Source organism: Pseudomonas sp. GW823-FHT06E10 (genome assembly GCF_058794995.1).
Genome location: NZ_JBXAHJ010000011.1, coordinates 134,193 through 159,542 on the forward strand (window position 1 = coordinate 134,193; position 25,350 = coordinate 159,542).

Here is a 25,350-nt window from a genome sequence, read left to right on the forward strand (position 1 = left end):
CGCTTGTTTCATTCGTCGGAAGCCGGTTCTGCTGTGGCTTTTCGTCGCATGTGGCGCCTTTCGATGATTATTGTATACAAAAAAATAATTCATTGTGTTCTATTTGTTGCATCGGGCTGCGGCACAACGGCGCAGTCCACCGACTTTCCGAAAAACAAAATGAGGACGGCACCATGAGCGCTTTAACCTTGAAAGTCGCAGTCAACCTGGTCGATCAGGCCATCACCGCGGGGCGGGCAATCTCTGCCGCGCCATTGACCGTTGCAGTACTGGATGCCGGCGGGCACCTGATAACGCTGCAGCGGGAAGACGGCGCCAGCCTGCTGCGCCCGCAGATAGCCATCGGCAAGGCCTGGGGCGCGATCTCCCTGGGCAAGGGCTCACGCCTGCTGGCACAGGACGCGCAACAACGCCCGGCGTTCTTCGCCGCGCTCAATAGCCTGGGGCAGGGCAGCGTCGTCCCGGTGCCGGGCGGCGTGCTGGTTCGGGATCAGGACGGGACTGTGCTGGGGGCGGTGGGCATCAGCGGGGATCTGTCAGATGTTGACGAACAATGTGCGATCCGCGCGATCGAGGGGCAGGGGCTGAGGGCGGATGCGGGGGTGGCTGGTTGATCTTCGGCGTCTGATTTACCGCTTTCGCGGGCTTGCTCGCGAAAGCGCCTTACGGATGAAAACAGCTTTCTAGCTGTCTGCTTTTTTCGTTGAGATTTCCATCCGGTAAATTCCGTTTTTTTAGAATTTTGTGCGAAACATTTGGGCGTTACCGAAGATTTTCGCAAGAAAATTCACAGGTATCACTCGTATCATTCTCTCGGAACAGTCCGAGAGCTTTGCAATGAAAACAACACTGTCGTGGTGGGATATCAGCCCGCCGTTGAGCACCACTACACCTACCTGGCCGGGTGACACACCTTTTCAGGAAGAGCGCGTGTGGAGCTTCGGACCAGAGTGTCCGGTGAATGTCGGGCGTATCACCCTGTCGCCTCATACGGGTGCCCATGTCGACGCGCCACTGCATTACAGCGCTGATGGCGCGGCCATTGGCGATGTGTCGCTCGATGTCTATATGGGGCCTTGCCGTGTGCTGCATTGCCTGAACAGCGGCCGGCTGGTGCACCCCGAACAGCTTGAAGGTCGCTTGCAAGACCTGCCTGAACGGGTGCTGCTGCGCACCTGGCGACAAGCGCCGTTGAGCGCCTGGGATCCTGATTTCTCTGCAGTCGCCAAAGAAACCGTCGACCTGCTGGCGAGCCTCGGTGTGCGCTTGATCGGTATCGATACGCCGTCGCTGGACCCCCAGCAATCCAAAACCATGGATTCGCACAATGCCGTGGCCCGACATGGCATGGCTATCCTCGAGGGCATCGTGCTCGATGACGTCCCGGAAGGGGACTATGAATTGATCGCGCTGCCGCTGCGTTTTGCCCATCTGGACGCCAGTCCGGTCAGGGCAATTTTGCGTCCACTGAACAAACCGCAACTTGAGGATCCGACTCAATGAGCCAATGCCCCTATTCACCTGCAAACCAGACGGAAGAATGGCATAACGCCGAGCTGAATTTTTCCGACTCCATGAGCTACGGCGACTACCTGGATCTGGGGCGCATTCTCAGCGCACAGCACCCGTTGTCTCCGGACCATAACGAGATGCTGTTCATCATCCAGCATCAGACCTCGGAGCTGTGGATGAAGCTGATGCTGCACGAGCTCAATGCCGCCCGTGAGCACGTTCGACTGGGAGAGTTGCCGCCCGCGTTCAAGATGCTGGCGCGGGTCTCGCGGATTTTTGATCAGCTGGTGCATGCCTGGACGGTGCTGGCCACCATGACTCCCACCGAGTACCACGCGATACGGCCCTTTCTGGGGCAGTCATCGGGCTTTCAGTCGTTCCAGTACCGCGAGATCGAATTCATTCTGGGCAACAAAAGCGCGACCCTGTTGCGCCCCCATGCGCATCGGCCGGAACTGTTGCAGGCGCTTGAAAAGGCGATCGCCACACCGTCGCTGTATGACGAGGCGATTCGCTTGATGGCCAGCGCTGGCTTGACCATCGACCCACAGCGTTTCGAGCGTGATCCGACCAGTCCGACGGCGCATGACGCGTCGGTCGAAGCTGCGTGGCGCGTGGTCTACACGGACCCTTCGCGTTATTGGGATCTCTATCAGTTGGCGGAGAAACTCATCGACCTTGAGGATTCGTTCCGGCAATGGCGCTTCCGGCATGTGACCACCGTCGAGCGGATCATTGGCTTCCAACCAGGGACCGGTGGCACAGAAGGTGTCGGTTATCTGCGCAAGATGCTCGATACCGTGCTGTTCCCGGAGTTGTGGCGAGTGCGCTCAACGCTCTGATTTACCGAGAGTCATGTCTGAACGCTTAAACCGGGCGGCAATTGAATAAATTGACGCATTCAAACCATGCCTGACCATAACAATTAGAAGGTAACCAGATGGCGGATGAAATCTTGCGACAAGGCGAACTCAAGCGAGGGCTGAAAAATCGTCATATTCAGCTGATCGCATTGGGCGGCGCGATAGGTACCGGGTTGTTTCTCGGCTCTGCCGGCGTGCTCAAGTCGGCCGGGCCGTCGATGATCCTCGGCTATGCGATTGCCGGATTCATCGCCTTTCTGATCATGCGCCAGCTGGGCGAGATGATTGTCGAGGAACCGGTGGCCGGCTCCTTCAGTCATTTTGCCCACAAGTACTGGGGCGGCTATGCCGGCTTTCTGTCCGGCTGGAACTACTGGGTGCTGTATGTGCTGGTGGGCATGGCCGAGTTGACGGCCGTCGGCAAGTACGTGCAGTTCTGGTGGCCGGAAGTCCCCTCCTGGGTCAGCGCGGCGGTGTTCTTCGTCCTGGTCAATTTGATCAATATGATGAACGTCAAAGTCTTCGGTGAGATGGAATTCTGGTTCGCAATCATCAAGGTCGTAGCGATCATTGGCATGATCGCCCTGGGCTGCTACATGCTGTTCAGCGGAACGGGCGGCCCGCAGGCCTCGGTCAGCAATCTGTGGGACCACGGCGGGTTCTTCCCAAACGGCTACAGCGGTCTGCTGATGGCGATGGCGTTCATCATGTTCTCCTTCGGCGGCCTGGAGCTGGTCGGCATCACCGCCGCTGAAGCCAGCGAGCCGGGAAAGGTGATTCCCAAGGCGATCAACCAGGTGGTTTATCGCGTGCTGATCTTCTACGTCGGCGCGCTCACCGTGCTGCTGTCGTTGTATCCGTGGGACCAACTGCTACAGACACTCGGCGCTTCGGGCGATGCCTATGGCGGCAGCCCGTTCGTGCAGATCTTCTCCTTGATCGGCAGCGACACAGCAGCGCACATCCTCAATTTCGTGGTGCTCACCGCTGCGCTCTCTGTCTATAACAGTGGCGTCTACTGCAACAGCCGCATGCTCTATGGCCTGGCCGAACAGGGCGACGCACCCAAGGCGCTGATGAAACTGAACAAGCAGGGCGTGCCTCTGCTGGCACTGGGCGTATCGGCGTTGATCACCCTGCTGTCCGTGCTGGTCAACTACCTCGCCCCGCATGAAGCGCTTGAGTTGCTCTTTGCACTGGTGGTCGCATCGCTGATGATCAACTGGGCGATGATCAGCCTGACGCACCTGAAGTTTCGCAAAATCATGAGCCAGCAAGGCATCGTTCCGGGCTTCAAGTCGTTCTGGTTTCCCTTCAGCAACTACCTGTGCCTGGCCTTCATGGTCATGATCGTCTGCGTCATGCTGATGATTCCAGGTATACGCGCTTCAGTCTTCGCCATACCGGTGTGGGTGTTGATCATCTTCGGCTTTTACCGGATGCGTATGGCCAAGGATCGGGCCTTGCCGGTGGTTCAATAGCCTTTGCCGTGGGGGCGCCGTGATGAGTAGCAACGTTGATCCGCAGTTTCGCGACATTCGTATCGATCACTATGACCTCGAGGGTGCGAGGAACTGGATGTCGGGTATCTGCGGGCCGCACCGCCTCCAGACTTCGACGCCCGAGCGGATCCGCTTTCATCACAGCGCCAATGTGTTCAAGTCGATGGCAACGACCCTGGGCACTCTCTCATACGGTACCGATGTCACCATCGATATCGAAGACGCCGAGCACTTCAGCAGTTACAGCCTGAGTTTGCCTTTGGTGGGCGAGCAGGAGTTGAGCAAGAACGGCAGCGTGTTGAAATCCAACCGCGATCAAGGGGTGATCATTTCCCCGAATGAGAACCAGATGCTGGCGATCTCCGGGGACTGTCGCAAAGTTCAGGTGGTGATCACCCTCGTCGCCATGAGCGAGTCGCTGGAATGCATGCTGCAGCGACCGTTGGATACGCCGCTGTGTTTCGAGCCGGTGATGGATGCGGTGGACGGCGCGTCGGCCTCGTGGTGGCGCATGGCGCGTTATTTCATCGAGGAGCTGGAACGCAGCAGTGAACTGTACGAACAGGTGGCCTTCACTCGGGACATCGAAAGCTCATTGATCAAAGGCTTGATCCTCGCCCAGCCGAACAACTACTCCGAAGAATTGCGCAACGTGCTCGGCGTGAAACTTCCGCACTACCTGATCAGGGCCAAGCAATACATTCACGACAATGCTCGCGAAGCCTTGCACCTGGAGGACATCGAGGTCGCGGCCGGGGTCTCGCGTTTCAAGCTGTTCGAGGCGTTCAAGAAGTACTTCGCCCTGTCGCCGATGGCCTACCTGAAAAAGTACCGGTTGAACGCTGTGCGCCAGGAAATCCTCGAACACGGCTCGTCGCGTAATATTTCCGCGATCGCCATGGGCTGGGGCTTTACGCATCTCGGACGTTTTTGTGCCGAATACCGCAAGTTGTTCGACGAGTCCCCCAGCATGACCTTGCAGCGTAACGAAGCCCGACGCGTGCGCGGTGTCTGAGTATTCCGCCGCCCAGAATTTCAGGACCGCTTCGTGCACCAGCGGGAGCAAGCGCCCTCGCCACAATTCATCACCTGACCATCGATATCCATTAACTGGCGCTCACTTACGCACTACCAAATCAAGCAACGTCTCCTGCTCCTTGATTTTCTGCAACACGATTTCCGAGCGGATATCAGTCACCCCCGCCGTGCGGTTCAGTTGGTTGACGATGAAGTCGGAGAAGTGTTTGATGTTGCGCGCCTGGACCCGCAGCACATAGTTGCTCGCCCCGGTAATCACGTAGGCGGTGACCACCTCCGGCCACAACTGGACCTTCTTGATGAAGGTCTCGTGCCAATCCTCGACGTCCTGTCGCAATGACACATGGACGATGGCTTCCAGTTCGACTCCCAACTTTTCGGCGTTCAGCATCGCGCGATAGCCGGTGATGATTCCTTCACTTTCCAGCAAGCGTAAACGGCGCAAACAGGCCGACGGCGACAGTGCGACCTTCTCTGCCATTTCGTGATTGCTGATGCGGCCGTCCCGTTGCAAGAGATGCAGGATCCGCAGGTCTGTCGAGTCGAGTGTCATGGCTAGAATAAATCCGCGATATTTGGAGTTGGATTCGAATTTTCTTCGAGATAAATACAAGATGGCCGCTTACTTTGCACGAAAATTCTCTAATGCTTCGTTCATTATTTCCTCATCGTGAAGGCGCAAACAACGCCTGAAACACGACACTCACACCCGACTATCGCGATTTGCCCGGACGGCACTTCTTTCAAAAAGCAGGACACCCAATGACTACAAGAAACGATTGTCTGGCGCTCGATGCGCAGGACGCTCTGGCCCCTCTGCGTCAGCAGTTTGCGCTCCCTGAAGGGGTGATCTATCTCGACGGCAACTCCCTGGGCGCGCGCCCGGTCGCAGCGCTGGCGCGTGCTCAGGCAGTGATCGCCGAGGAATGGGGCAATGGCCTGATCCGCAGTTGGAACAGCGCCGGCTGGCGCGACCTGCCTGAACGTCTGGGCAATCGACTGGCGGGGCTGATTGGCGCTGGTGACGGCGAAGTGGTGGTGACCGACACCACCTCGATCAACCTGTTCAAGGTGCTCAGTGCCGCCTTGCGCGTGCAGGCCACGCGGGCGCCGACGCGGCGGGTGATCGTCACCGAGACCGGCAACTTCCCGACTGACCTGTATATCGCCGAAGGTCTGGCGGACATGCTGCAGCAGGGCTACACCCTGCGTCTGGTCGACAGCCCGCAAGAGCTGCCGCAAGCGATTGACCAGGACACCGCGGTGGTCATGCTCACCCACGTCAACTACAAGACCGGCTACATGCACGACATGCAGGCCCTGACCACGCTGACCCATGAATGTGGCGCGCTGGCCATCTGGGACCTGGCGCATTCCGCCGGGGCGGTGCCGGTCGATCTGCATCAGGCGCGCGCCGACTACGCCATCGGTTGCACCTACAAGTACCTAAATGGCGGTCCGGGCTCGCAAGCTTTCGTCTGGGTTTCCCCTGAGCTGTGCGATCTGGTGGCGCAACCGCTGTCCGGCTGGTTCGGTCATTCGCGGCAGTTCGCCATGGAGTCGCATTACCAGCCGAGCAGCGGAATCGCCCGCTATTTGTGCGGCACCCAGCCCATCACTTCATTGGCGATGGTCGAGTGTGGTCTGGATGTTTTCGCCCAGACCGACATGGCCAGCCTGCGCAGCAAGTCCTTGGCCCTGACGGACCTGTTCATCCAGTTGGTCGAGCAGCGCTGCGCCGCTCACGAACTGACCTTGGTCACTCCACGCGAACACGCCAAACGTGGCAGCCATGTCAGCTTCGAACATCCTCAAGGTTATGCGGTGATCCAGGCCTTGATCGCCCGTGGCGTGATCGGCGATTACCGCGAGCCGCGGATCATGCGGTTCGGCTTCACCCCGCTGTACACCAGCTTCACCGAGGTCTGGGATGCGGTGCAGATCCTCGGCGAAATACTCGATCAGAAAACCTGGTCGCAAGAGCAATTCCAGATCCGCCACAGCGTCACCTGATACCCCCCGAAGCCTTTGTCTTGCTGCCGCGAATTTCCCGGCAGCAGGGCTTCGGTCGCTTCCGATAAGCAGTTCTGTGAAAACACAATAATAAGGAGCACGCAGAATGAAACCGTCCCTTTGGCCCGCCTTGCCGCTCGCCATTACCAGCTGTCTCGGCCAAGTGGCCTATGCCGCACCCGACAATGGATTCGTTGAAGACAGCAGCCTGACCCTGACCAATCGCAATTTCTATTTTTACCGAAACAACCTTAACAACCCCGGCGGTCAGAACTATCGGGAGGAGTGGGCCCACGGGCTCATGCTCGATTACCGTTCCGGCTATACCCAGGGCACTGTGGGCTTCGGAGTCGACGCCTACGCGCAGTTGGGACTCAAGCTCGACAGCGGCAGGGGCCGTACCGGCACCGGTTTATTGCCGGTCGATTCCGATGGACGCGCCGAGGATGAGTATTCCGAAGCGGGTGGTGCACTCAAGGCGCGGATCTCGAAGACCGAACTCAAATACGGCAACCTGACACCGCTCAACCCGGTGTTCGGCACCGGCTCGGCGCGCCTGTTCACCACCTACGCCAATGGTTTCCAGCTGACCAGCAGCGAGTTGAAAGGACTGCAACTCGATGCCGGGCACTTCACCTCGGGCAATGACAGTGCGTCGACCAACGACGATGGCGCCCTCAAGGCGCTGTATGCCGGGGTGGAAACCCGTAGTGTCGATTATCTGGGCGGCAGCTATGCCCTGAACGATCAGTTGAGCGTCAGCCTGTACGGTTCGCAGTTCGCTGATATCTGGCGGCAGTACTACGCCAATGCCAACTACAGCTATGCCCTGAGCGAAAACCAGTCGCTGAACCTGGATTTCAACCTCTATCGCACCAACGACTCTGGCCAGAGCCTGGCCGGCAAGATCGACAACACCACCTGGTCGCTGGCCGCCGCTTACAAGGTGGGTGCGCACCGCGTGACCCTGGCCTACCAACAGGTCGATGGCGATGAGCCGTTCGATTATCTCGGCTTCGATCAACAGCCGGGCACCTCGATATTCCTTGCCAACTCGGTACAGATCCTCGACTTCAACGCGCCCAATGAACGTTCCTGGCAGCTGCGTTATGACCTGGACATGGCGCCTTTCGGCTTGCCCGGCCTGAGTTTCATGTCGCGCTATGTGAGCGGTGACCATATCGACGACAGCCACTACGACGGCGGCCCCAATGGTGCCTATGGACGTTACGGCAGCGATGGCAAGCGCTGGGAGCGCGACCTTGAAGCGCGCTACGTGGTGCAGGAGGGCAAGGCCAGGGACCTGTCGATACGTGTGCGTCAGGCCAGTGTGCGTTCCACCGGCCAGGTCGCCCGGGCGGACACCACCGACAACAATGAAGTCCGGGTGATCGTCGAGTATCCGCTGAATATCTTCTGATTCGTGGCTGATCCCCAACGGCAATCCCAACGACTTGCTCTCTTCAAGAAAGACAATATTCAGAGGACAGATAAATGACCGATAACACCGGTTTTGAAAACATCTCCAAGCGTGAGCAGGGCCTCAGGCGCCAGCTCACCTCGGGTCAGATGAGCATGATCGCCATTGGCGGCGCGATTGGCACCGGGCTGTTCATGGGCAGTGCCTACGCCATCGGTTATGCCGGGCCCAGCGTGCTGCTCAGCTACGCCATTGGCGCGATCATCACCCTGCTGTTGATGGGCTGTCTGGCGGAAATGACCGTGGCCCATTCGACCTCAGGCTCGTTCGGTGCCTATGCCGAATTCTATGTCAGCCCATTGGCCGGGTTCCTGGTGCGCTATGCCTATTGGGCGGCGATTGTGCTGGCAGTGGGCACGGAAGTGACGGCGGTGGCGATGTACATGAAGTACTGGTTCGCCAACGTGCCTGAATGGATCTGGATTGTTTCGTTCTCGAGCATGCTGATCGTGCTCAATGCCATCAGCGTGAAAACCTTCGGCACCTTCGAGTACTGGTTCTCGACCATCAAGATCGGTGCGATTGTCGGCTTCATCATCCTCGCGGTGTATGTGGTGTACGGTTCCGGCAACCCGGATTACGGCGTGCACAACTACACGGCCCACGGAGGCTTCTTTCCCAATGGTCTGCAAGGCATGTGGATTGCGGTGATCGTCTCGATCTTCAGCTATCTGAGCGTGGAAATGATCGCGGTGGCCGCCGGTGAGGCGCAGGACCCGGAGCGGGCGGTGAAGAAGGCCTTTCGCGCGACCATCGTGCGGCTGGTGGTGTTCTACCTGCTGACCCTGGCCCTGATGCTGGCGATTGTGCCGTGGGTCCAGGCCGGTCAAGCGCAGAGCCCGTTCGTCACCGTCATGCAGACCATTGGTATTCCCGGCGCAACCGGCGTGATGAACTTCGTGATCCTGATTGCGGCGTTGTCGGCGATGAACAGTCAGCTCTACATCACCACCCGCATGATGTTCAGCCTGTCCCGCGGCGGTTATGCACCCAAGTCCATGGGGGTGTTGAGCAAGACCGGAATCCCGCTGAATGCCTTGTTGCTGTCGAGCTCCGGCATTGCCCTGGCGACCTTGCTCAACGTGTTGTACCCGGAAAGCTCCTTCACCTTGATGATGGCGATCTCGATGTTCGGCGCGATCTTCACCTGGTTCATGATCTTCCTGACCCACTACTGCTTCCGTCGCTACCACGAGCGCAACGGCGAACGGAAACTGTCCTTCCGCATGCGCCTGTTCCCGTACACCACGCTGTTGGGGCTGCTGCTGATGGGCGCGGTGATGATCACCACCTACTTCACCGATGCATTCAAAATGACCTTGGTATTCGGTGTGCCTTTCCTGCTGATCCTCACGGTTGTCTACTGGATCTTCTTCAGAAAACCCAAGGCAGCCGTGGCGTTGAATCCGCTGCCGAAGGTTTAGAGGGCGCAAACATGCAATCCCGACCGGCAGTTTTCATGGACTGCCGAGTCGGCATTGATCCTGGGCCGCTATCAGTCCGGCTCACACCCTTTGAGCACCAACCGGATAATCGTCTGCGCCGCCGCTTCATAGTCCACGTCATCCAGCTTGGTCTTGCCGGTGATGGCGGTGATTTGCCAGTCGAAGTCGGCGTAGGTCTGGGTCGCGGCCCAGATGCTGAACATCAGGTGGTTGGGATCGATGGGGGCGATTTGCCCGCGGTCGATCCAGGTCTGGATGCACTCGATATTGTGTTTGGCCTGGCCATTGAGCTGCTCGACCAGATCGCTGCTCAGGTGGGGGGCGCCGTGCATGATTTCGCTGGCGAACACTTTGGAGGCGAAAGGCAGGTCGCGGGAGATGCGGATTTTCGAGCGAATGTAGCCGCTGAGCACTTCACCGGGCTCGCCGTCCGGATTGAACGGTGTCGAGGCCTGCAGGATGGGCTCGATGATGCTTTCCAGAACCTCGCGGTAGAGGTTTTCCTTGGACTTGAAGTAGTAGTAGACGTTGGGCTTTGGCAATCCCGCCTTGGCTGCGATGTCGCTGGTTTTGGTCGCAGCGAAGCCTTTGTCGGCGAATTCCTCACTGGCGGCACGCAGGATCAGTTGTTTGTTGCGCTCGCGGATAGTGCTCATAAACCGGGTGATTCCTTGCCTGTTCTGGCGGTTGCGCATGGTATCACCGGCCTCGCGCGACGCTCAAGAATGCACCGTAGGCTCTTATGTCGCGCTATGCTGCTGCGCATTCATTGCAGAAGGAAACCCGATTCATGGCAGGAAGCAGTTTGCTGGTGCTGATCGACGACATCGCGACCGTGCTGGATGACGTGTCCTTGATGACCCAAATGGCCGCCAAGAAAACGGCCGGCGTACTCGGTGACGACCTGGCGCTGAACGCTCAGCAAGTCAGTGGCGTGCGTGCCGAACGGGAAATCCCGGTGGTCTGGGCGGTCGCCAAGGGTTCGTTCATCAATAAACTGATCCTGGTGCCGTCGGCGCTGGCGATCAGTGCGTTCATTCCGTGGCTGGTTACACCGCTGTTGATGGTCGGCGGTGCCTATCTGTGCTTTGAAGGGTTTGAGAAGCTCGCCCACAAGTTCCTGCACAGCAAGGCTGAAGATCAGGCTGAACATGCCGAATTGGTCGAAGCTGTGGCAGACCCGGCGGTGGATCTGGTGGCGTTTGAAAAGGACAAGATCAAGGGCGCGATCCGTACCGACTTCATTCTCTCGGCCGAAATCATCGCCATCACCCTCGGCGTCGTCGCCGAGTCGGCGCTGACCCAGCAAGTCGTCGTGCTGTCGGGGATCGCCATCGTCATGACTGTCGGTGTCTACGGGTTGGTAGCGGGTATCGTCAAACTCGATGATCTGGGGCTATGGCTGACCCAGAAGCCTGGTCAGATGGCCAAGAGCATCGGTGGCGGGATTTTGCGTGCGGCTCCGTACATGATGAAAAGCCTGTCGGTGATCGGCACCGCGGCGATGTTCCTGGTCGGCGGCGGCATCCTGACCCACGGCGTGCCGGTGGTGCATCACTGGATCGAAAGTGTCAGCGCGGGGGCGGGTGGTGCCGGGTTTATCGTACCGACGTTGCTCAATGGGGTAGCGGGGATTGTGGCGGGGGCGTTGGTGTTGGTTGGGGTGATGGCTGCCGGCAAGATCTGGAAAGTCCTGAAAGGCTGAAGCGCGAATAGAGGATTTATCTGCAGTACATAACAACTGTGGGAGCGAGGTTGCTCGCGATGGCGGTGTAACAGTCAACATCAATGTTGAATGTAACGGCCTCATCGCGAGCAAGCTCGCTCCACAGTGTTTTTTGGGGGGCTTGTTTACTCGGCAACCTGCAACTTGCGCGCTTCGGTGTACACGTAACGCACTTTTTCGTACTCGAATGGCGAGTTCATCTGACCATAGCGGAAGCCGGTCTGGTGGCGCTTGTCGATGCCGCGCAGGATCACGACTTCCGGATGGTTGGAGCTGACTTCGGCCACGTTGAGGAAGTTGATCGCATTCTCGGCCGAGTAATCCACCAGCAGGCCGCCGGTGTCACGCAGGTTCGACGGACCGAGGATCGGCAGGACGAAATAAGCGCCGCCCGGCACGCCGTAGAAGCCTAAAGTCTGGCCGAAGTCTTCGCTTTGACGCGGCAGGCCCATGGCGGTGGCCGGGTCCCACAGGCCGGCGATGCCGATGGTGGTGTTGAGCAGTAGTCGCCCGGTGGTTTCCAGTGAGCGCTGGCCCTTGAGTTGCAGCAGGCTGTTCATCAGGTTCGGCACGTCGCCGAGGTTGTTGAAGAAGTTGCTGACACCGGTGCGCAGGAAGCTCGGTGTAACGTAGCGGTAACCATTGACCACCGGCAGGAACACCCATTGGTCGAAGCGGTAGTTGAAGTGATAGACGCGCCGGTTCCACTCTTCCAGCGGATCGTAGACGGCCAGCGCGTTGAGCGTCGAACGCTCGAACTCGCGCTGATCCAGGCCCGGGTTGAATTTGAGTTTGCTCAGCGGCTCCTTGAAGCCATCGCTGTCGACGACCACGGGGGCATTGGCTTTGCTGTTGTCGGCATTGGCGACGCCTGCACAGAGTAACGCTGCGAAAAGCAGGAGATATTTAGCCACGGAAAAACTCCAGCATGGCGTCGCTGTTGACGCGGTAGTTAATGTTGCCGCAGTGGCCGCCATACGGGTAAACGGTCAGGCGATCACCGAAGGTCTTGCGCAGGAAGCCCAGGTCGCCAGGACCGAGGATTACGTCATCGGCGTTGTGCATGACCGCGATTTTCGGGCTTTCGTGCAGGTAGTCCTTCAGTGCATACAGGCTCACCTGGTCGATCAGTTGCAGCAGGCTGCCGCCGTCGGTGCGGGCGCGCCACATCGGGATCACTTGTTCGGTGATGTAGCAGTCGAAGTCGCATTGCAGCGCACGCTTGAGGAATGGCGTGAGGCTGGTGCCCTCGGTGATCGGGAACTTGGGTGGGGTGATCAGGCCGCGACGGTTGACCAGGTCCGAAGTGAAGGCGATGTCGGCCGCCGAAAAGCGGAACGAGGTGCCGATCAACATGGCCATCTGCTCGTTGGTCAGGTGCTGCTTGGACTGCTGGAAGTCGTAGAGCAGGGCGTCATTGAGGTCGATGTAGCCCTTTTGCTGGAAGTAGCGGGTCAGCTTGTCCAGTACCAGTTCATAGAATGTGGTGCTGGTGTTGATGCCCTTGACCTCGGTCTGGACCAGCTTGTCGAGGTTGGTGATCGAGGTGTAGAGGTTGACCGGCGGGTTGAGCAGCAGGACTTTCTTGAAGTTGAAGCTGCGGCGGGTTTCGTCCAGGTGAGAGACGAAAGCTGCATCCAGTGCACCCAGGCTATACCCGGTCAGGTAGTAATCGGTGACCGGCACTTTCGGATTCTGTGCCCGTACGGCCTGCATCACCCGGTACAGATCTTCGGCGTCTTCCTTGGAAACACCCGGCGTGGCGAAGCGTGAGGCGGCACTCATGAAGTCATAGCTGGTGGGCGATGACAACTGCACCACGTGGTAGCCGGCTTTGTAATAGAGCTTTTTCAGGTATTCGTTCAGGGTGCTGTCATAGCGTGCGCCGGTGCCGGCGATCAGGAACATCAGCGGTGCGGCGTGATCCTGTGTGGCAATGCGGTAGTCGAGCGTCTTGACCGCCCAGAAGTTGTTCGGCAATTCGAACGCCCGTTCCGGACGCAAGGTGACACTGCGCACCGTCTGATCGATGTCTTCGTCCAGAGGTAACTCCGGACGCAGGTCCGGCGGTGTGGTCGCGATGGTCGCCTCGAACGGGTTGGTCAGGGGGTAGCCATAGCTGGCGGCGTCAATGTCGGCCGCCAGTGCGGACGCACTCAATATAAGGCCGCCAAACAGGGCAGCGAAGCGCAAGGAACGGAGCATGACTAAATCCCTTAGAGGAAGGTGCCGAATGAATTTCGCAGGCTATGACCACCAGATTTGCGCCAAAGTGCCAACCCTCGGCACCAAACAGGCTTAATTTCGAAGTAATAGTAGCTGGACGATACACTTTGCAGCGATTGAAAGACCAGTTAACAGTTGTTATCGCTTGCGAAACGCTTAAGGGCGATTAAGCTGGCCGCCGCTTTTCGCCAATTGGAGTGTTTCATGTCTCGCCGCTTGCCCGTGATTCTGCTGCTTGTTTTGCTGCCTTTATGGCTGGCCGCCAGTTATGGCGCGCGCTATGGCTTCATGGAGGATGCGCAGTGGGTTGGCATTTGCGTGGATGAAGCGAATCGTTGGGAATGCCTGGTACGTTCGAACCTGGGGCTGATGATCCATTTCGGGGTGTTGGGCTGGGCTGCGCTGGGTGCGGCGATCATCGGCTTTGTCGTGCCGGGGCGGGCAGGCTGGTGGCTGGCGGTGCTGGCGCTGGTGTTCGGTTTTCCGGCACTGGCGTTGTACAACACCACGCTGGCAGTGTTTGCGGTGGTGATTGCGGGGTTGCGGTTGGTCAGGGCTTCCCGTAGCGCTTAAAAGTCCGTCTTCGCGAGCAAGCCCGCTCCCACATTTGATCTTTATCGCACGCAAACATTGTGTTCACTGAAGATCTACTGTGGGAGCGAGCTTGCTCGCGATGAGGTCAGTCAGGTCGCTAAAGAGTTAAACCTTGCGAACCCGCAAGCAGCGCCACAACGCAGCCACCATCAACACACTCACCAGCGCCCAACCCCAGGCCTGCTGGTTCTGCAAACCTTCACGGTACAGCTGCGGCGCAATGCCGGCACCGATGATGAAGGTCAGCAACGCAATCTCGCGGCGCGGCACGTTCACCGGGCGGCACAGATAGACCAGTGCCGGCACGATGAACGCGACACTCGGGAAGCTGCGATAACGCGGATCGAGCACCAGTTCCAGCATCATCACGGCTGCCGCGAAACCTGTCGTTGCAACCAGCCAGCCAGCACGGCGCTCAAGCAGGTTGAAAGCCCGCCCGCGCCAACAGTTGCGAGGGCTCAATGTCAGCGCGGCATGAGCCAGCACCAGCAGATTCAGCGCGGTCAGCAATCCGACCCATAGCCATTCACTGGTAAAGCGCGTGGTCACCCGTGCCAGGTCGCCCCAGGCGCCAATCGAACACGCAGCCAAGGCACCGAGCAGGGGCAGCACCAGTGCCGACCGCGTCGTGCGGACCCGACCACCGAGCAGCAAGGTGCCGATGAAGATCAAGCCGCCCACCGCCAGCCACTGCGACCAGTACGGTACGTTTGTCACGGGCCCCGCCAGCACGCCCTTGTCCTGGCGATCGGCGTCGAACAAGCCCCAGTATCCACCGACCGCACCTTCACTGGCGCGTTTCCAGGGCTGGTCGAAGGCTTCGATCAGGTTGTAGTGCCAACCCTGTTGCTCGGCCATGGCGACAAAGCCGCGAATGAACTTGGCTTCGTTGACCCGACTCGGCAGGGCCGTTTCGCGCTGGCGACCTTCGCTTGGCCAGCCGGTTTCGCCGATCAGCACATCCTTGGGCGCGAACTTGTTGCCGAACACCTGGCGTACATCGGCCACATGTTGCAGGGCAGCGTCGATGTTCGACGGATCATCTTCCCAGTAGGGCAGCAAGTGAATGGTCAGGAAATCCACGGCGGGGGCAATTTCCGGATGCTTGAGCCAGAACTCCCAGACGTCGGCGTAGGTGACAGGTTGTTTGACCTGGCTCTTGACCTTGTTGATCAGCTTCGCCAATTGCGCGCCAGTGACTTCCTTGCGCAGCAGGGTTTCGTTGCCGACGATCACTGCGCTCACCACATCCGGGTTGGCATTGGCCGAGGCGATCAGCAGGTCGATTTCTTTCTCGGTGTCCACCGGGTTGCTGTTGACCCAGGCACCGATCATCAGCTTCAAGCCATGCTTGCGCGCCAGGTCCGGCAGGGCTTCGAGGCCGGTCATGGAATAGGTGCGGATGCATTCGAAACGGGTCGCCAGCAGCGCGAGGTCGGCGTCCATGCGCTCCGGACGCAATTTGAATGGCTGGTCGAACGGCGATTGATCCTTGTCGAACGGCGTGTAGGAGGCGCATTGCAGCTTGTGCGTCGCGCTGGCGACGTCCGGTAAAGCCACCGGTTTGCCGAGGCCGTACCAGAAGCCACCGAGGGCAAACAGCCCCAGCAGGCAAGCGAATAGATAAGCAGCGAAAGGAAAGCGGGATGTCGCGGACATGGTCAGGCCGTGTGGGAGCAAAGCGGCGCATGTTACCTGCATTTACCGCGTGCTTGGTGGCCTGCATGATTTTGACATGCAAAGTTCGAGCGGATTGGCAGGGGGGTCTGTTGCGCTGAGGATTAATGGCTTTCTGATGTCGTTTCTCGATGGCTTGAGGTCGCTGGCAGAGCAGGTCGCCATGAGCGTCAGGTTGATTATCGCAAGTGTCAGTACTCCGCTGATGTTCGAACGAGTTTGCGGTGGGCGTGATGGGGGCGCTGTGCACCATAACAATACGTTTAAGCGACTCGGCATCCGTCGAGCGCAGCACTTTCGGGGAAGTAACGATGAAGATGCGACGACTCTTGGGCGCAGGTGCGGCTTTGGTGCTGGCGATCAGTTCGGCCGTGGCGAGCGCCGCCGGCAAGGACGTGACGCTCGGTTATGTCGACGGTTGGTCGGACAGTGTCGCCACGACCAACGTGGCGGCTGAAGTGATCAGGCAGAAACTCGGTTATGACGTGAAGCTGCAAGCCGTCGCTACCGGGATCATGTGGCAGGGCGTGGCCACCGGCAAACTCGACGCCATGCTGTCGGCCTGGCTGCCGGTGACCCACGGTGAGTACTGGACGAAGAACAAGGATCAGGTCGTCGACTACGGCCCGAACTTCAAGGACGCGAAAATCGGCCTGATCGTGCCGGAGTACGTCAAGGCCAAGTCCATTGACGACCTCAAGACCGACGACACCTTCAAGAACCGCATCGTCGGCATCGACGCCGGTTCAGGTGTGATGCTCAAGACCGATCAGGCGATCAAGGACTACGACCTGACCGGTTATCAACTCAAGGCCAGTTCCGGTGCCGGCATGATCGCCGAGCTGACCCGTGCCGAGAAGAAGAACGAATCCATCGCGGTCACCGGCTGGGTACCGCACTGGATGTTCGCCAAGTGGAAACTGCGCTTCCTCGAAGACCCGAAAGGCGTGTACGGCGCGGCTGAAACCGTGAACAGCATCGGCAGCAAGGGCCTGGAAGCCAAGGCGCCGGAAGTGGCCAAGTTCCTGAAGAACTTCCAGTGGGAATCCAAGGATGAAATCGGCCAGGTGATGTTGGCGATTCAGGATGGTGCCAAACCTGAAGCCGCGGCGAAGGATTGGATCGCCAAACACCCTGAGCGTGTGGCTGACTGGACCAAATAATTTGAGCTGACGCGTCTGGTCAGCATCTTCCAGGGTCGCTTGGCAAACTTATGCCAAGCGGCCCTTTGCTTTTCTGTAGGAGTGAGCTTGCTCGCGATGGGCGTGAACGTTAACGCGTGCTGTCTGAAAAAGTGCGACGCCTTCAAATTCATCGCGAGCCAGCTCGCTCCTGCAATTGGCGAATACGTCATGGGGTTCTAAGACTAAGGTCGTCTGGAACCTGCCCCGCAGCCGCATAGAGTGGATACCGTTCCAACTAAATCTGTGCTGCGAGGATAAAAACAATGAACGACAGCATTTACCTCTCGATTCAAAACAGCCCGCGCTTCAAGGAGCTGGTTAGCAAGAGGGAACGATTCGCCTGGATTCTTTCGGCGATCATGCTAGGGCTTTACTCCGGATTCATCCTTCTGATTGCCTACGGGCCGCAGGTGCTGGGGGCGAAAATCAGCCCTGAGTCCTCGATTACCTGGGGCATACCGATCGGTATCGGGCTGATCGTTTCGGCTTTCATCCTGACCGGTATCTACGTACGACGCGCCAACGGCGAGTTCGACGACCTGAACAATGCGATTCTCAAGGAGGCTCAGCAATGATCCGCCGTCTAATGGCTCTTTTGAGCATCGCAGCTTTCGCACCTGGCGCCTGGGCGGCTGACGCCCTGACCGGTGCCGTGCAGAAGCAACCGCTTAACGTGTCCGCGATCGTGATGTTTGTCGCCTTCGTCGGTGCCACCCTGTGCATCACCTACTGGGCTTCCAAGCGTAATAATTCGGCAGCCGACTACTACGCCGCTGGCGGCAAGATCACCGGTTTCCAGAACGGTCTGGCGATTGCCGGTGACTACATGTCGGCTGCGTCCTTCCTGGGTATTTCCGCGCTGGTGTTCACCTCTGGCTACGACGGCCTGATCTACTCGATCGGCTTCCTGGTGGGCTGGCCGATCATTCTGTTCCTGATCGCCGAGCGTCTGCGTAACCTGGGCAAATACACCTTTGCCGACGTGGCGTCCTATCGCCTGGGGCAAACCCAGATCCGCTCGCTGTCCGCTTGCGGTTCGCTGGTGGTGGTGGCGTTTTACCTGATCGCGCAAATGGTCGGTGCCGGCAAGCTGATCCAACTGCTGTTCGGTCTCGATTACCACGTTGCGGTGATCCTGGTCGGTATTCTGATGTGCCTTTACGTGTTGTTCGGCGGCATGCTGGCGACCACCTGGGTGCAAATCATCAAGGCTGTCCTGCTGCTGTCCGGCGCTTCCTTCATGGCGCTGATGGTGATGAAGCACGTCAACTTCGACTTCAACATGCTGTTCTCCGAGGCGATCAAGGTCCACCCGAAAGCTGATGCGATCATGAGCCCTGGCGGCCTGGTGAAAGATCCGATCTCGGCGTTCTCCCTCGGTCTGGCGCTGATGTTCGGTACCGCTGGCCTGCCACACATCCTGATGCGTTTCTTCACCGTGAGTGACGCAAAGGAAGCTCGCAAGAGCGTGTTGTACGCAACCGGTTTCATTGGCTACTTCTACATCCTGACCTTCATCATCGGCTTCGGCGCGATCCTGCTGGTCAGCACCAACCCGGCTTTCAAAGACGCTGCTGGCGCCTTGCTGGGCGGTAACAACATGGCGGCGGTGCACCTGGCCAACGCGGTTGGCGGCAGTATCTTCCTGGGCTTCATCTCGGCAGTAGCGTTTGCGACCATTCTGGCAGTGGTTGCCGGCCTGACCCTGGCCGGTGCTTCGGCGGTGTCCCACGACCTGTATGCCAGCGTGATCAAGAAGGGCAAGGCCAACGAGAAGGACGAGATTCGCGTCTCGAAAATCACCACCATCGCGCTGGCGGTGTTGGCGATCGGTCTGGGTATTCTGTTCGAAAGCCAGAACATCGCGTTCATGGTGGGCCTGGCGTTCTCCATCGCGGCGAGCTGTAACTTCCCGGTGCTGCTGCTTTCCATGTACTGGAAAAAGCTGACCACTCGCGGTGCGATGATCGGTGGCTGGATGGGGCTGGTCAGTGCCGTGGGCCTGATGGTGCTTGGTCCGACCATCTGGGTGCAGATCCTGCATCACGAGAAAGCTATCTTCCCGTATGAGTACCCGGCGCTGTTCTCGATGATGATTGCCTTTGTCGGGATCTGGTTCTTCTCGATCACTGACAAGTCCACTGCTGCGGATAATGAGCGGGCGTTGTTCTTCCCGCAGTTTGTTCGTTCGCAGACTGGCCTGGGTGCAAGTGGTGCTGTTTCGCACTAAGCGTTTGGGTTTGACTGTTTAAATTGTGTTGAATGGAATGCCCCGGTCGAGAGATCGAGGCATTTTTTTATTGGGCGGTAATCGACCCGGTTTTTTTGGATTTGCCCGTTTTACTGTAGGAGCGAGCCTGCTCGCGAAGACTTTGTGTCAGTTGGAGTGTTTTTTGAGGGTGTACATATCCATTCCTTCAGTACGGCCCCTCGCTAAGGCTCGGGGTTCCTTCGCTCCGGCATTCATCCGGGGGCATTGCCCTCCGGTCGGCTTCGCTTCGACCTACATGCAATGAGTTCGACTGCGTCGAACGGCGCTGCGCGCCAATCCCCGGATAAACACCTCCGCTCAGCCTCCCGAGGGGGCGGGTGGATCAAGATCAAGAGCTGCAGGCGAGCTAACGCTCGGCCCTGTAGGAGCGAGCTTGCTCGCGAAAAACGTCTGGACAACACGATCAATCAGGCAGCACGCGTTATTGTTGACGTCCATCGCGAGCAAGCTCGCTCCTACCGCTGTTGCGGTGTACGCCCCCCGTGAGGCCGAATGTCAGGGGCAAGAGCGTTTGGTTACTTTGCGCTTTTCAAAGTGACCCGCTGTAAGAGCGGAACCATAAGCCGCCGTTACCTAAATAATGGATACGTACCCGACCAAAGCGCACAAACAAAAACGGCCTCCTGCTCTTTATATAAAAAGCAGAGGCCGTTCCCGGTACAACTCAACACGCTACAGCAAGACAGATCTTACTTGCGGTCTTCCAGTTTGGTGATGTCACGCGACTCGTAGCCGGTGTACAACTGGCGCGGACGGCCGATCTTGTACGGGCTGGAGAGCATCTCTTTCCAGTGGGAGATCCAGCCGACGGTCCGCGCCAGGGCGAAGATCACGGTGAACATGCTGGTTGGAATGCCAATCGCCTTGAGGATGATCCCCGAGTAGAAATCGACGTTCGGGTACAGCGAGCGTTCGATGAAGTACGGGTCGGTCAGGGCGATCTCTTCCAGGCGCATGGCCAGTTCGAGTTGCGGATCGTTCTGGATGCCCAGTTCCTTCAATACTTCGTCGCAGGTCTGCTTCATGACCGTGGCGCGCGGGTCGCGGTTTTTGTAAACGCGGTGACCGAAGCCCATCAGTTTGAACGGATCGTTCTTGTCCTTGGCCTTGGCGATGAACTTGTCGATGTTCGAAACATCGCCGATTTCATCGAGCATGGTCAGTACGGCTTCGTTCGCACCGCCGTGGGCAGGGCCCCACAGTGCAGCGATACCGGCGGCGATACAGGCGAACGGGTTGGCGCCCGATGAGCCTGCCAGGCGCACGGTGGACGTCGAGGCGTTCTGCTCGTGGTCGGCATGGAGGATGAAGATCCGGTCCATGGCCTTGGCGAGTACCGGGCTGATCGGTTTGATCTCGCACGGGGTGTTGAACATCATGTGCAGGAAGTTTTCCGCGTACGACAGGTCGTTGCGCGGGTACATCATGGGTTGGCCCATGGAGTACTTGTAAACCATCGCGGCCAGGGTCGGCATCTTGGCAACCAGGCGGATCGCGGAGATTTCGCGATGCTGCGGGTTATTGATGTCCAGGGAGTCGTGGTAGAACGCCGAGAGGGCGCCGACTACGCCGCACATGACGGCCATCGGGTGGGCGTCGCGACGGAAGCCGTTGAAGAAGGTCTTCAGCTGCTCGTGAACCATGGTGTGGTTCTTCACGGTGCTGACGAACTGGGCCTTCTGTTCTGCGGTCGGCAGTTCGCCGTTGAGCAGCAGATAGCAGGTTTCCAGATAGTCCGACTTTTCAGCCAGCTGTTCGATCGGGTAGCCGCGGTGCAGCAGAATGCCGTTGTCGCCGTCGATATAGGTGATCTTCGACTCGCACGAGGCGGTCGACATGAAGCCTGGGTCAAAGGTGAAACGGCCCGTGGCCGTCAGGCCCCGAACATCGATAACATCGGGACCAACGGTGCCGGTTAAAATGGGCAGCTCGACGGGGGCTGCGCCCTCGATGATCAACTGCGCTTTTTTGTCAGCCATGTGGCCTCCTATTTATGCTTGAAATCATCAGACAGACCCCCCACGCAGGGCCCGCACCACTATAGTGAGATAAATTCGAATGTCAATTTGCCTAAAGTCTTGCTCCAGAAGGCTTTAACCGGACTTTTTTCTCGAAATTGGCTGCCATTTACGCCTTTTATGTCAGTTGCGCAATCAGCTGTTTGGGTTAGGTGTTTGCGTTGTCATTAGTAGCCTAACTGTCTATACTCGGCCACCGACCGCCAAGGGCTTTTGGGCTTGCTTTCATTGGGGGTCGCATCCCTGGGTGGTGGTTACCTGACCAGTGCACTCCCCAACAACTTTGCCCTGATTGTTAGGGGCTCTTCAGTGTGAAAAAAAAGCCGTGAAAAGCCAACGACCTGTAAACCTAGACCTAAGGACCATCAAACTCCCAGTCACTGCTTACACGTCCATCCTTCACCGAATCTCCGGTGTCATCCTCTTCGTGTGCCTTGCCATCATGCTTTACGCATTGGACAAGTCGCTGAGCTCCGAGGAAGGCTTCGGTCAGGTGAAAGCGTGTCTGACCAGTCCGCTAGCCAAGCTAGTGACATGGGGCATCCTGTCCGCTCTGCTTTATCACCTGGTAGCCGGTGTGCGCCATTTGATGATGGACATGGGCATCGGTGAGACGCTGGAAGGCGGCAAGCTGGGCTCGAAAATCGTTATCGCCGTTTCCGTGGTGGTAATCGTTCTGGCAGGAGTTTGGATATGGTAACTAACGTCACGAACCTGTCGCGTTCGGGCCTCTATGACTGGATGGCGCAACGTGTGTCTGCGGTCGTTCTCGCGGCTTACTTCATCTTCCTGATCGGATACATCGTGGCCAACCCTGGCCTCGAGTACGCCCAGTGGCATGAACTGTTCGCCCATAACGGAATGCGTATTTTCAGCCTCTTGGCCCTTGTTGCCCTCGGCGCTCACGCCTGGGTCGGCATGTGGACCATCGCGACCGACTACCTGACGCCAATGGCGTTCGGCAAGTCCGCGACCGCTATACGTTTCCTTTTCCAGGCAGTCTGCGGCGTTGCGATGTTCGCTTACTTCGTCTGGGGCGTGCAGATTCTCTGGGGTATCTGAGTCATGGCTAACATTCCAACGATTTCTTTCGACGCCATCATTATTGGTGGTGGCGGTGCCGGCATGCGCGCAGCGCTGCAACTGGCACAGGGCGGTCACAAGACTGCCGTGATCACCAAGGTTTTCCCGACCCGTTCGCACACTGTATCCGCCCAGGGCGGCATCACCTGCGCGATCGCGTCCGCTGACCCGAACGATGACTGGCGCTGGCACATGTACGATACCGTCAAGGGTTCCGACTACATCGGTGACCAGGACGCTATCGAATACATGTGTCAGGAAGGCCCGGCTGCCGTTTACGAGCTGGACCACATGGGTATGCCATTCTCGCGTACCGAGCAAGGTCGTATCTACCAGCGTCCATTCGGCGGTCAGTCCAAGGACTACGGTAAAGGCGGCCAGGCTGCGCGTACTTGCGCTGCGTCCGACCGTACCGGTCACGCTCTGCTGCACACCCTTTATCAGGGCAACCTGAAAGCCGGTACCGTGTTCCTGAACGAGTACTACGCTGTCGATCTGGTGAAGAACGGCGAAGGCGAGTTCGTCGGCGTGATCGCCATCTGCATCGAAACCGGCGAAACCACCTACATCCGCGCCAAGGCCACCGTACTGGCTACCGGCGGTGCAGGTCGTATCTACGCTTCGACCACCAACGCCCTGATCAACACCGGTGACGGCGTTGGCATGGCGCTGCGTGCTGGCGTACCGGTACAAGACATCGAAATGTGGCAGTTCCACCCGACCGGTATCGCCGGCGCTGGTGTACTGGTTACAGAAGGTTGCCGTGGTGAAGGTGGATACCTGATCAACAAGCACGGCGAGCGTTTCATGGAGCGTTATGCTCCGAACGCCAAAGACCTTGCCGGTCGTGACGTTGTTGCCCGTTCGATGGTTAAAGAGATCATCGCCGGCAACGGTTGCGGTCCGAACGGCGACCACGTGATGCTCAAGCTCGACCACCTGGGTGAAGAAGTGCTGCACAGCCGTCTACCAGGCATCTGCGAACTGTCGAAGACTTTTGCGCACGTTGACCCGGTTGTTGCTCCGGTTCCGGTTGTTCCGACCTGCCACTATATGATGGGCGGCGTTGCCACCAACATTCATGGCCAGGCAATCACCCAGAACGCCGAAGGCGTGGACGAGATCATTCCTGGTCTGTTCGCTGTAGGTGAAGTGGCTTGCGTATCGGTTCACGGTGCCAACCGTCTGGGCGGCAACTCGCTGCTCGACCTGGTGGTATTCGGCCGTGCTGCCGGCCTGCACCTGGAAAAGGCGCTGACCGACGGTATCGAATACGACGAAGCCACCGACGCCGACATCCAGGCTGCCCTGGCGCGCCTGTCCGCCCTGAACGAGCGTACCGAAGGCGAAGACGTGGCAACCCTGCGTCGCGAGCTGCAAAACTGCATGCAGAACTACTTCGGTGTATTCCGTACCGGCGAATACATGCAGAAGGGTATTGCCCAGCTGGCTGACCTGCGCAAGCGCATCGCCAACGTGAAGATCAACGATAAGTCGCAGGCGTTCAACACTGCACGTATCGAAGCTCTGGAACTGCAGAACCTGCTGGAAGTGGCCGAAGCCACCGCCATCGCTGCAGAAGTACGTAAAGAGTCCCGTGGTGCTCACGCCCGTGAAGACTTCGAAGATCGTGACGACGAAAACTGGCTGTGCCACACCCTTTACTTCCCGGGTGACAAGCGCGTGACCAAGCGTGCCGTGAACTTCTCGCCGAAGACTGTTCCGACTTTTGAACCTAAGATTCGGACTTATTAAGGGTGGCCGCCATGTTGCAAGTCAGCGTTTATCGTTACAACCCTGATCAGGACGCCGCGCCGTTCATGCAGGAATTCCAGGTTGATACCGGTGGTAAAGACCTGATGGTGCTGGACGTGCTGGCCCTGATCAAAGAGCAGGACGAGGGTTTCTCCTATCGTCGCTCTTGCCGTGAAGGTGTTTGCGGTTCCGACGGCATGAACATCAACGGCAAAAACGGCCTGGCGTGCGTCACGCCGCTGTCTGCGGTCGTAAAAGGTAACAAGTTGATCGTTCGTCCTCTGCCAGGTTTGCCGGTTATCCGTGACCTGGTCGTCGATATGAGCATCTTCTACAAGCAATACGAAAAGGTTAAGCCATACCTGCAGAACGACACGCCGGCTCCGGCCATCGAGCGCCTGCAGTCCCCTGAAGAGCGTGAAAAGCTGGACGGTCTGTACGAGTGCATCCTGTGCGCTTGCTGCTCGACTTCCTGCCCGTCCTTCTGGTGGAACCCGGACAAGTTCCTGGGTCCAGCTGCCCTGCTGCAAGCGTACCGCTTCCTGGCAGACAGCCGTGACACCAAGACGTCCGAGCGTCTGGCTTCGCTGGATGACCCGTTCAGCGTATTCCGCTGCCGCGGGATCATGAACTGCGTCAACGTATGTCCGAAAGGCCTGAACCCGACTAAGGCCATCGGTCACATCCGTAACATGTTGCTCTCAAGCGGCGTGTGATTCAGCTGCTGTACCCGCTGTACCCGTAGATGCTACGGCGCAGGCTTCAACCGGCGCCGTAGTTTTAACCTGAGCAGCAGCTTAAAAGGCTGCGGCTCTTATTTTGAAGAAATGAGACAAGCAGGGGCATCCGGGCTGGTACCCGGACTATCAGTGTGATCCTAGTGGCTTGTTTTGGTCGCTGCATTCGGACTTCTGCAAGTTTGCTCGGTGTCGACATCGATGGTGTTCCCCTAACCGAGGGTG

The 25,350-nt window shown here is 58.4% G+C and carries 23 protein-coding genes; 17 read left to right on the forward strand and 6 right to left on the reverse strand.

Annotation, left to right across the window (positions count from 1 at the left end; genetic code table 11):
- Positions 1 to 173: 173 nt before the first annotated feature.
- The 5 genes from AC1Q6Y_RS18855 (at position 174) to AC1Q6Y_RS18875 (ending at position 4,892) form a co-directional block, all read left to right on the forward strand.
- A complete protein-coding gene (locus AC1Q6Y_RS18855; RefSeq protein WP_492624957.1) occupies positions 174 to 614 on the forward strand; it encodes a GlcG/HbpS family heme-binding protein in 441 nt (146 codons plus the stop codon).
- Positions 615 to 837: 223 nt separating this feature from the next.
- Positions 838 to 1,503 (forward strand): arylformamidase, encoded by a 666-nt coding sequence (gene kynB / locus AC1Q6Y_RS18860; protein ID WP_407515218.1) that lies wholly within the window; start codon positions 838 to 840, stop codon positions 1,501 to 1,503.
- Positions 1,500 to 2,354, forward strand: a complete 855-nt coding sequence (gene kynA, locus AC1Q6Y_RS18865) for a tryptophan 2,3-dioxygenase (protein WP_057715845.1) — start codon at positions 1,500 to 1,502, stop codon at positions 2,352 to 2,354. Before kynB ends, kynA begins: the two co-directional genes overlap by 4 nt.
- Positions 2,355 to 2,452: 98 nt before the next feature.
- Positions 2,453 to 3,856: an amino acid permease gene (locus AC1Q6Y_RS18870; protein WP_057715844.1), complete on the forward strand. Its 1,404-nt coding sequence runs from the start codon at positions 2,453 to 2,455 to the stop codon at positions 3,854 to 3,856.
- A gap of 22 nt (positions 3,857 to 3,878) precedes the next feature.
- On the forward strand, positions 3,879 to 4,892 hold the full coding sequence (locus AC1Q6Y_RS18875) for an AraC family transcriptional regulator (RefSeq protein ID WP_492624958.1): 1,014 nt from the start codon (positions 3,879 to 3,881) through the stop codon (positions 4,890 to 4,892).
- Positions 4,893 to 4,994: 102 nt separating this feature from the next.
- Here the strand turns inward: AC1Q6Y_RS18875 and AC1Q6Y_RS18880 are convergent, their stop codons facing one another.
- Positions 4,995 to 5,468 carry an Lrp/AsnC family transcriptional regulator gene (locus AC1Q6Y_RS18880; RefSeq protein ID WP_057398413.1) on the reverse strand — a complete coding sequence of 158 codons (474 nt, stop codon included), beginning with the start codon at positions 5,466 to 5,468 and terminating at the stop codon, positions 4,995 to 4,997.
- Between the two features lie 209 nt (positions 5,469 to 5,677).
- On the opposite strand from AC1Q6Y_RS18880, the gene kynU reads away from it, so the two are divergent.
- From kynU to AC1Q6Y_RS18895, 3 genes are all read left to right on the forward strand, one after another.
- Positions 5,678 to 6,928, forward strand: a complete 1,251-nt coding sequence (kynU, locus tag AC1Q6Y_RS18885; RefSeq protein WP_489340029.1) for a kynureninase — start codon at positions 5,678 to 5,680, stop codon at positions 6,926 to 6,928.
- Positions 6,929 to 7,034: 106 nt separating this feature from the next.
- A complete protein-coding gene (locus AC1Q6Y_RS18890) occupies positions 7,035 to 8,348 on the forward strand; it encodes an OprD family porin (RefSeq protein WP_492588299.1) in 1,314 nt (437 codons plus the stop codon).
- Between the two features lie 74 nt (positions 8,349 to 8,422).
- Positions 8,423 to 9,832, forward strand: coding sequence for an amino acid permease (locus tag AC1Q6Y_RS18895; protein WP_090453885.1), 1,410 nt, complete (start codon positions 8,423 to 8,425; stop codon positions 9,830 to 9,832).
- Between the two features lie 71 nt (positions 9,833 to 9,903).
- Here the strand turns inward: AC1Q6Y_RS18895 and AC1Q6Y_RS18900 are convergent, their stop codons facing one another.
- On the reverse strand, positions 9,904 to 10,509 hold the full coding sequence (locus AC1Q6Y_RS18900; RefSeq protein ID WP_057715839.1) for a TetR/AcrR family transcriptional regulator: 606 nt from the start codon (positions 10,507 to 10,509) through the stop codon (positions 9,904 to 9,906).
- Between the two features lie 134 nt (positions 10,510 to 10,643).
- Here AC1Q6Y_RS18900 and AC1Q6Y_RS18905 point away from each other — a divergent pair, with 134 nt between their 5' ends.
- The gene (locus tag AC1Q6Y_RS18905; RefSeq protein WP_349735934.1) at positions 10,644 to 11,558 is read left to right on the forward strand and encodes a DUF808 domain-containing protein; all 915 of its coding nucleotides are present in this window, start codon (positions 10,644 to 10,646) and stop codon (positions 11,556 to 11,558) included.
- A 146-nt stretch (positions 11,559 to 11,704) separates the two neighbouring features.
- Here AC1Q6Y_RS18905 and AC1Q6Y_RS18910 read toward each other — a convergent pair whose 3' ends face one another.
- Together AC1Q6Y_RS18910 and AC1Q6Y_RS18915 are read right to left on the reverse strand one after the other, a co-directional pair.
- Positions 11,705 to 12,493, reverse strand: a complete 789-nt coding sequence (locus tag AC1Q6Y_RS18910; protein ID WP_057715837.1) for an MlaA family lipoprotein — start codon at positions 12,491 to 12,493, stop codon at positions 11,705 to 11,707.
- Complete coding sequence (locus AC1Q6Y_RS18915) at positions 12,486 to 13,784, reverse strand: serine/threonine protein kinase (protein ID WP_057715836.1); 1,299 nt, start codon at positions 13,782 to 13,784, stop codon at positions 12,486 to 12,488. Before AC1Q6Y_RS18915 ends, AC1Q6Y_RS18910 begins: the two co-directional genes overlap by 8 nt.
- A 225-nt stretch (positions 13,785 to 14,009) precedes the next feature.
- Here AC1Q6Y_RS18915 and AC1Q6Y_RS18920 point away from each other — a divergent pair, with 225 nt between their 5' ends.
- Positions 14,010 to 14,378: a hypothetical protein gene (locus AC1Q6Y_RS18920; RefSeq protein ID WP_057715835.1), complete on the forward strand. Its 369-nt coding sequence runs from the start codon at positions 14,010 to 14,012 to the stop codon at positions 14,376 to 14,378.
- Between the two features lie 126 nt (positions 14,379 to 14,504).
- On the opposite strand, the gene AC1Q6Y_RS18925 is transcribed toward AC1Q6Y_RS18920, so the two are convergent.
- Complete coding sequence (locus AC1Q6Y_RS18925; protein ID WP_492624959.1) at positions 14,505 to 16,100, reverse strand: glycoside hydrolase family 17 protein; 1,596 nt, start codon at positions 16,098 to 16,100, stop codon at positions 14,505 to 14,507.
- A 287-nt stretch (positions 16,101 to 16,387) separates the two neighbouring features.
- Here AC1Q6Y_RS18925 and AC1Q6Y_RS18930 point away from each other — a divergent pair, with 287 nt between their 5' ends.
- The 3 genes from AC1Q6Y_RS18930 (at position 16,388) to AC1Q6Y_RS18940 (ending at position 19,490) form a co-directional block, all read left to right on the forward strand.
- Positions 16,388 to 17,239 carry a glycine betaine ABC transporter substrate-binding protein gene (locus tag AC1Q6Y_RS18930; RefSeq protein ID WP_057715833.1) on the forward strand — a complete coding sequence of 284 codons (852 nt, stop codon included), beginning with the start codon at positions 16,388 to 16,390 and terminating at the stop codon, positions 17,237 to 17,239.
- 284 nt (positions 17,240 to 17,523) lie between these two features.
- Positions 17,524 to 17,835: a DUF485 domain-containing protein gene (locus tag AC1Q6Y_RS18935; RefSeq protein ID WP_102669691.1), complete on the forward strand. Its 312-nt coding sequence runs from the start codon at positions 17,524 to 17,526 to the stop codon at positions 17,833 to 17,835.
- The gene (locus AC1Q6Y_RS18940; protein WP_154909967.1) at positions 17,832 to 19,490 is read left to right on the forward strand and encodes a cation acetate symporter; all 1,659 of its coding nucleotides are present in this window, start codon (positions 17,832 to 17,834) and stop codon (positions 19,488 to 19,490) included. Before AC1Q6Y_RS18935 ends, AC1Q6Y_RS18940 begins: the two co-directional genes overlap by 4 nt.
- A 731-nt stretch (positions 19,491 to 20,221) precedes the next feature.
- Here the strand turns inward: AC1Q6Y_RS18940 and gltA are convergent.
- Positions 20,222 to 21,511, reverse strand: coding sequence for a citrate synthase (gene gltA, locus AC1Q6Y_RS18945; protein WP_007977501.1), 1,290 nt, complete (start codon positions 21,509 to 21,511; stop codon positions 20,222 to 20,224).
- Between the two features lie 364 nt (positions 21,512 to 21,875).
- Here gltA and sdhC point away from each other — a divergent pair, with 364 nt between their 5' ends.
- The 4 genes from sdhC to AC1Q6Y_RS18965 are packed head-to-tail and all read left to right on the forward strand — an operon-like array spanning position 21,876 to position 25,104.
- Positions 21,876 to 22,250, forward strand: a complete 375-nt coding sequence (gene sdhC, locus AC1Q6Y_RS18950; RefSeq protein ID WP_057715829.1) for a succinate dehydrogenase, cytochrome b556 subunit — start codon at positions 21,876 to 21,878, stop codon at positions 22,248 to 22,250.
- Positions 22,244 to 22,612 carry a succinate dehydrogenase, hydrophobic membrane anchor protein gene (gene sdhD, locus AC1Q6Y_RS18955; RefSeq protein ID WP_008049683.1) on the forward strand — a complete coding sequence of 123 codons (369 nt, stop codon included), beginning with the start codon at positions 22,244 to 22,246 and terminating at the stop codon, positions 22,610 to 22,612. The genes sdhC and sdhD overlap by 7 nt, the downstream gene beginning before the upstream one ends.
- 3 nt (positions 22,613 to 22,615) lie before the next feature.
- Positions 22,616 to 24,388, forward strand: coding sequence for a succinate dehydrogenase flavoprotein subunit (gene sdhA / locus AC1Q6Y_RS18960; RefSeq protein WP_057715828.1), 1,773 nt, complete (start codon positions 22,616 to 22,618; stop codon positions 24,386 to 24,388).
- Positions 24,389 to 24,399: 11 nt separating this feature from the next.
- Positions 24,400 to 25,104 carry a succinate dehydrogenase iron-sulfur subunit gene (locus AC1Q6Y_RS18965; protein WP_008063297.1) on the forward strand — a complete coding sequence of 235 codons (705 nt, stop codon included), beginning with the start codon at positions 24,400 to 24,402 and terminating at the stop codon, positions 25,102 to 25,104.
- The last annotated feature ends 246 nt before the right edge of the window (positions 25,105 to 25,350 follow it).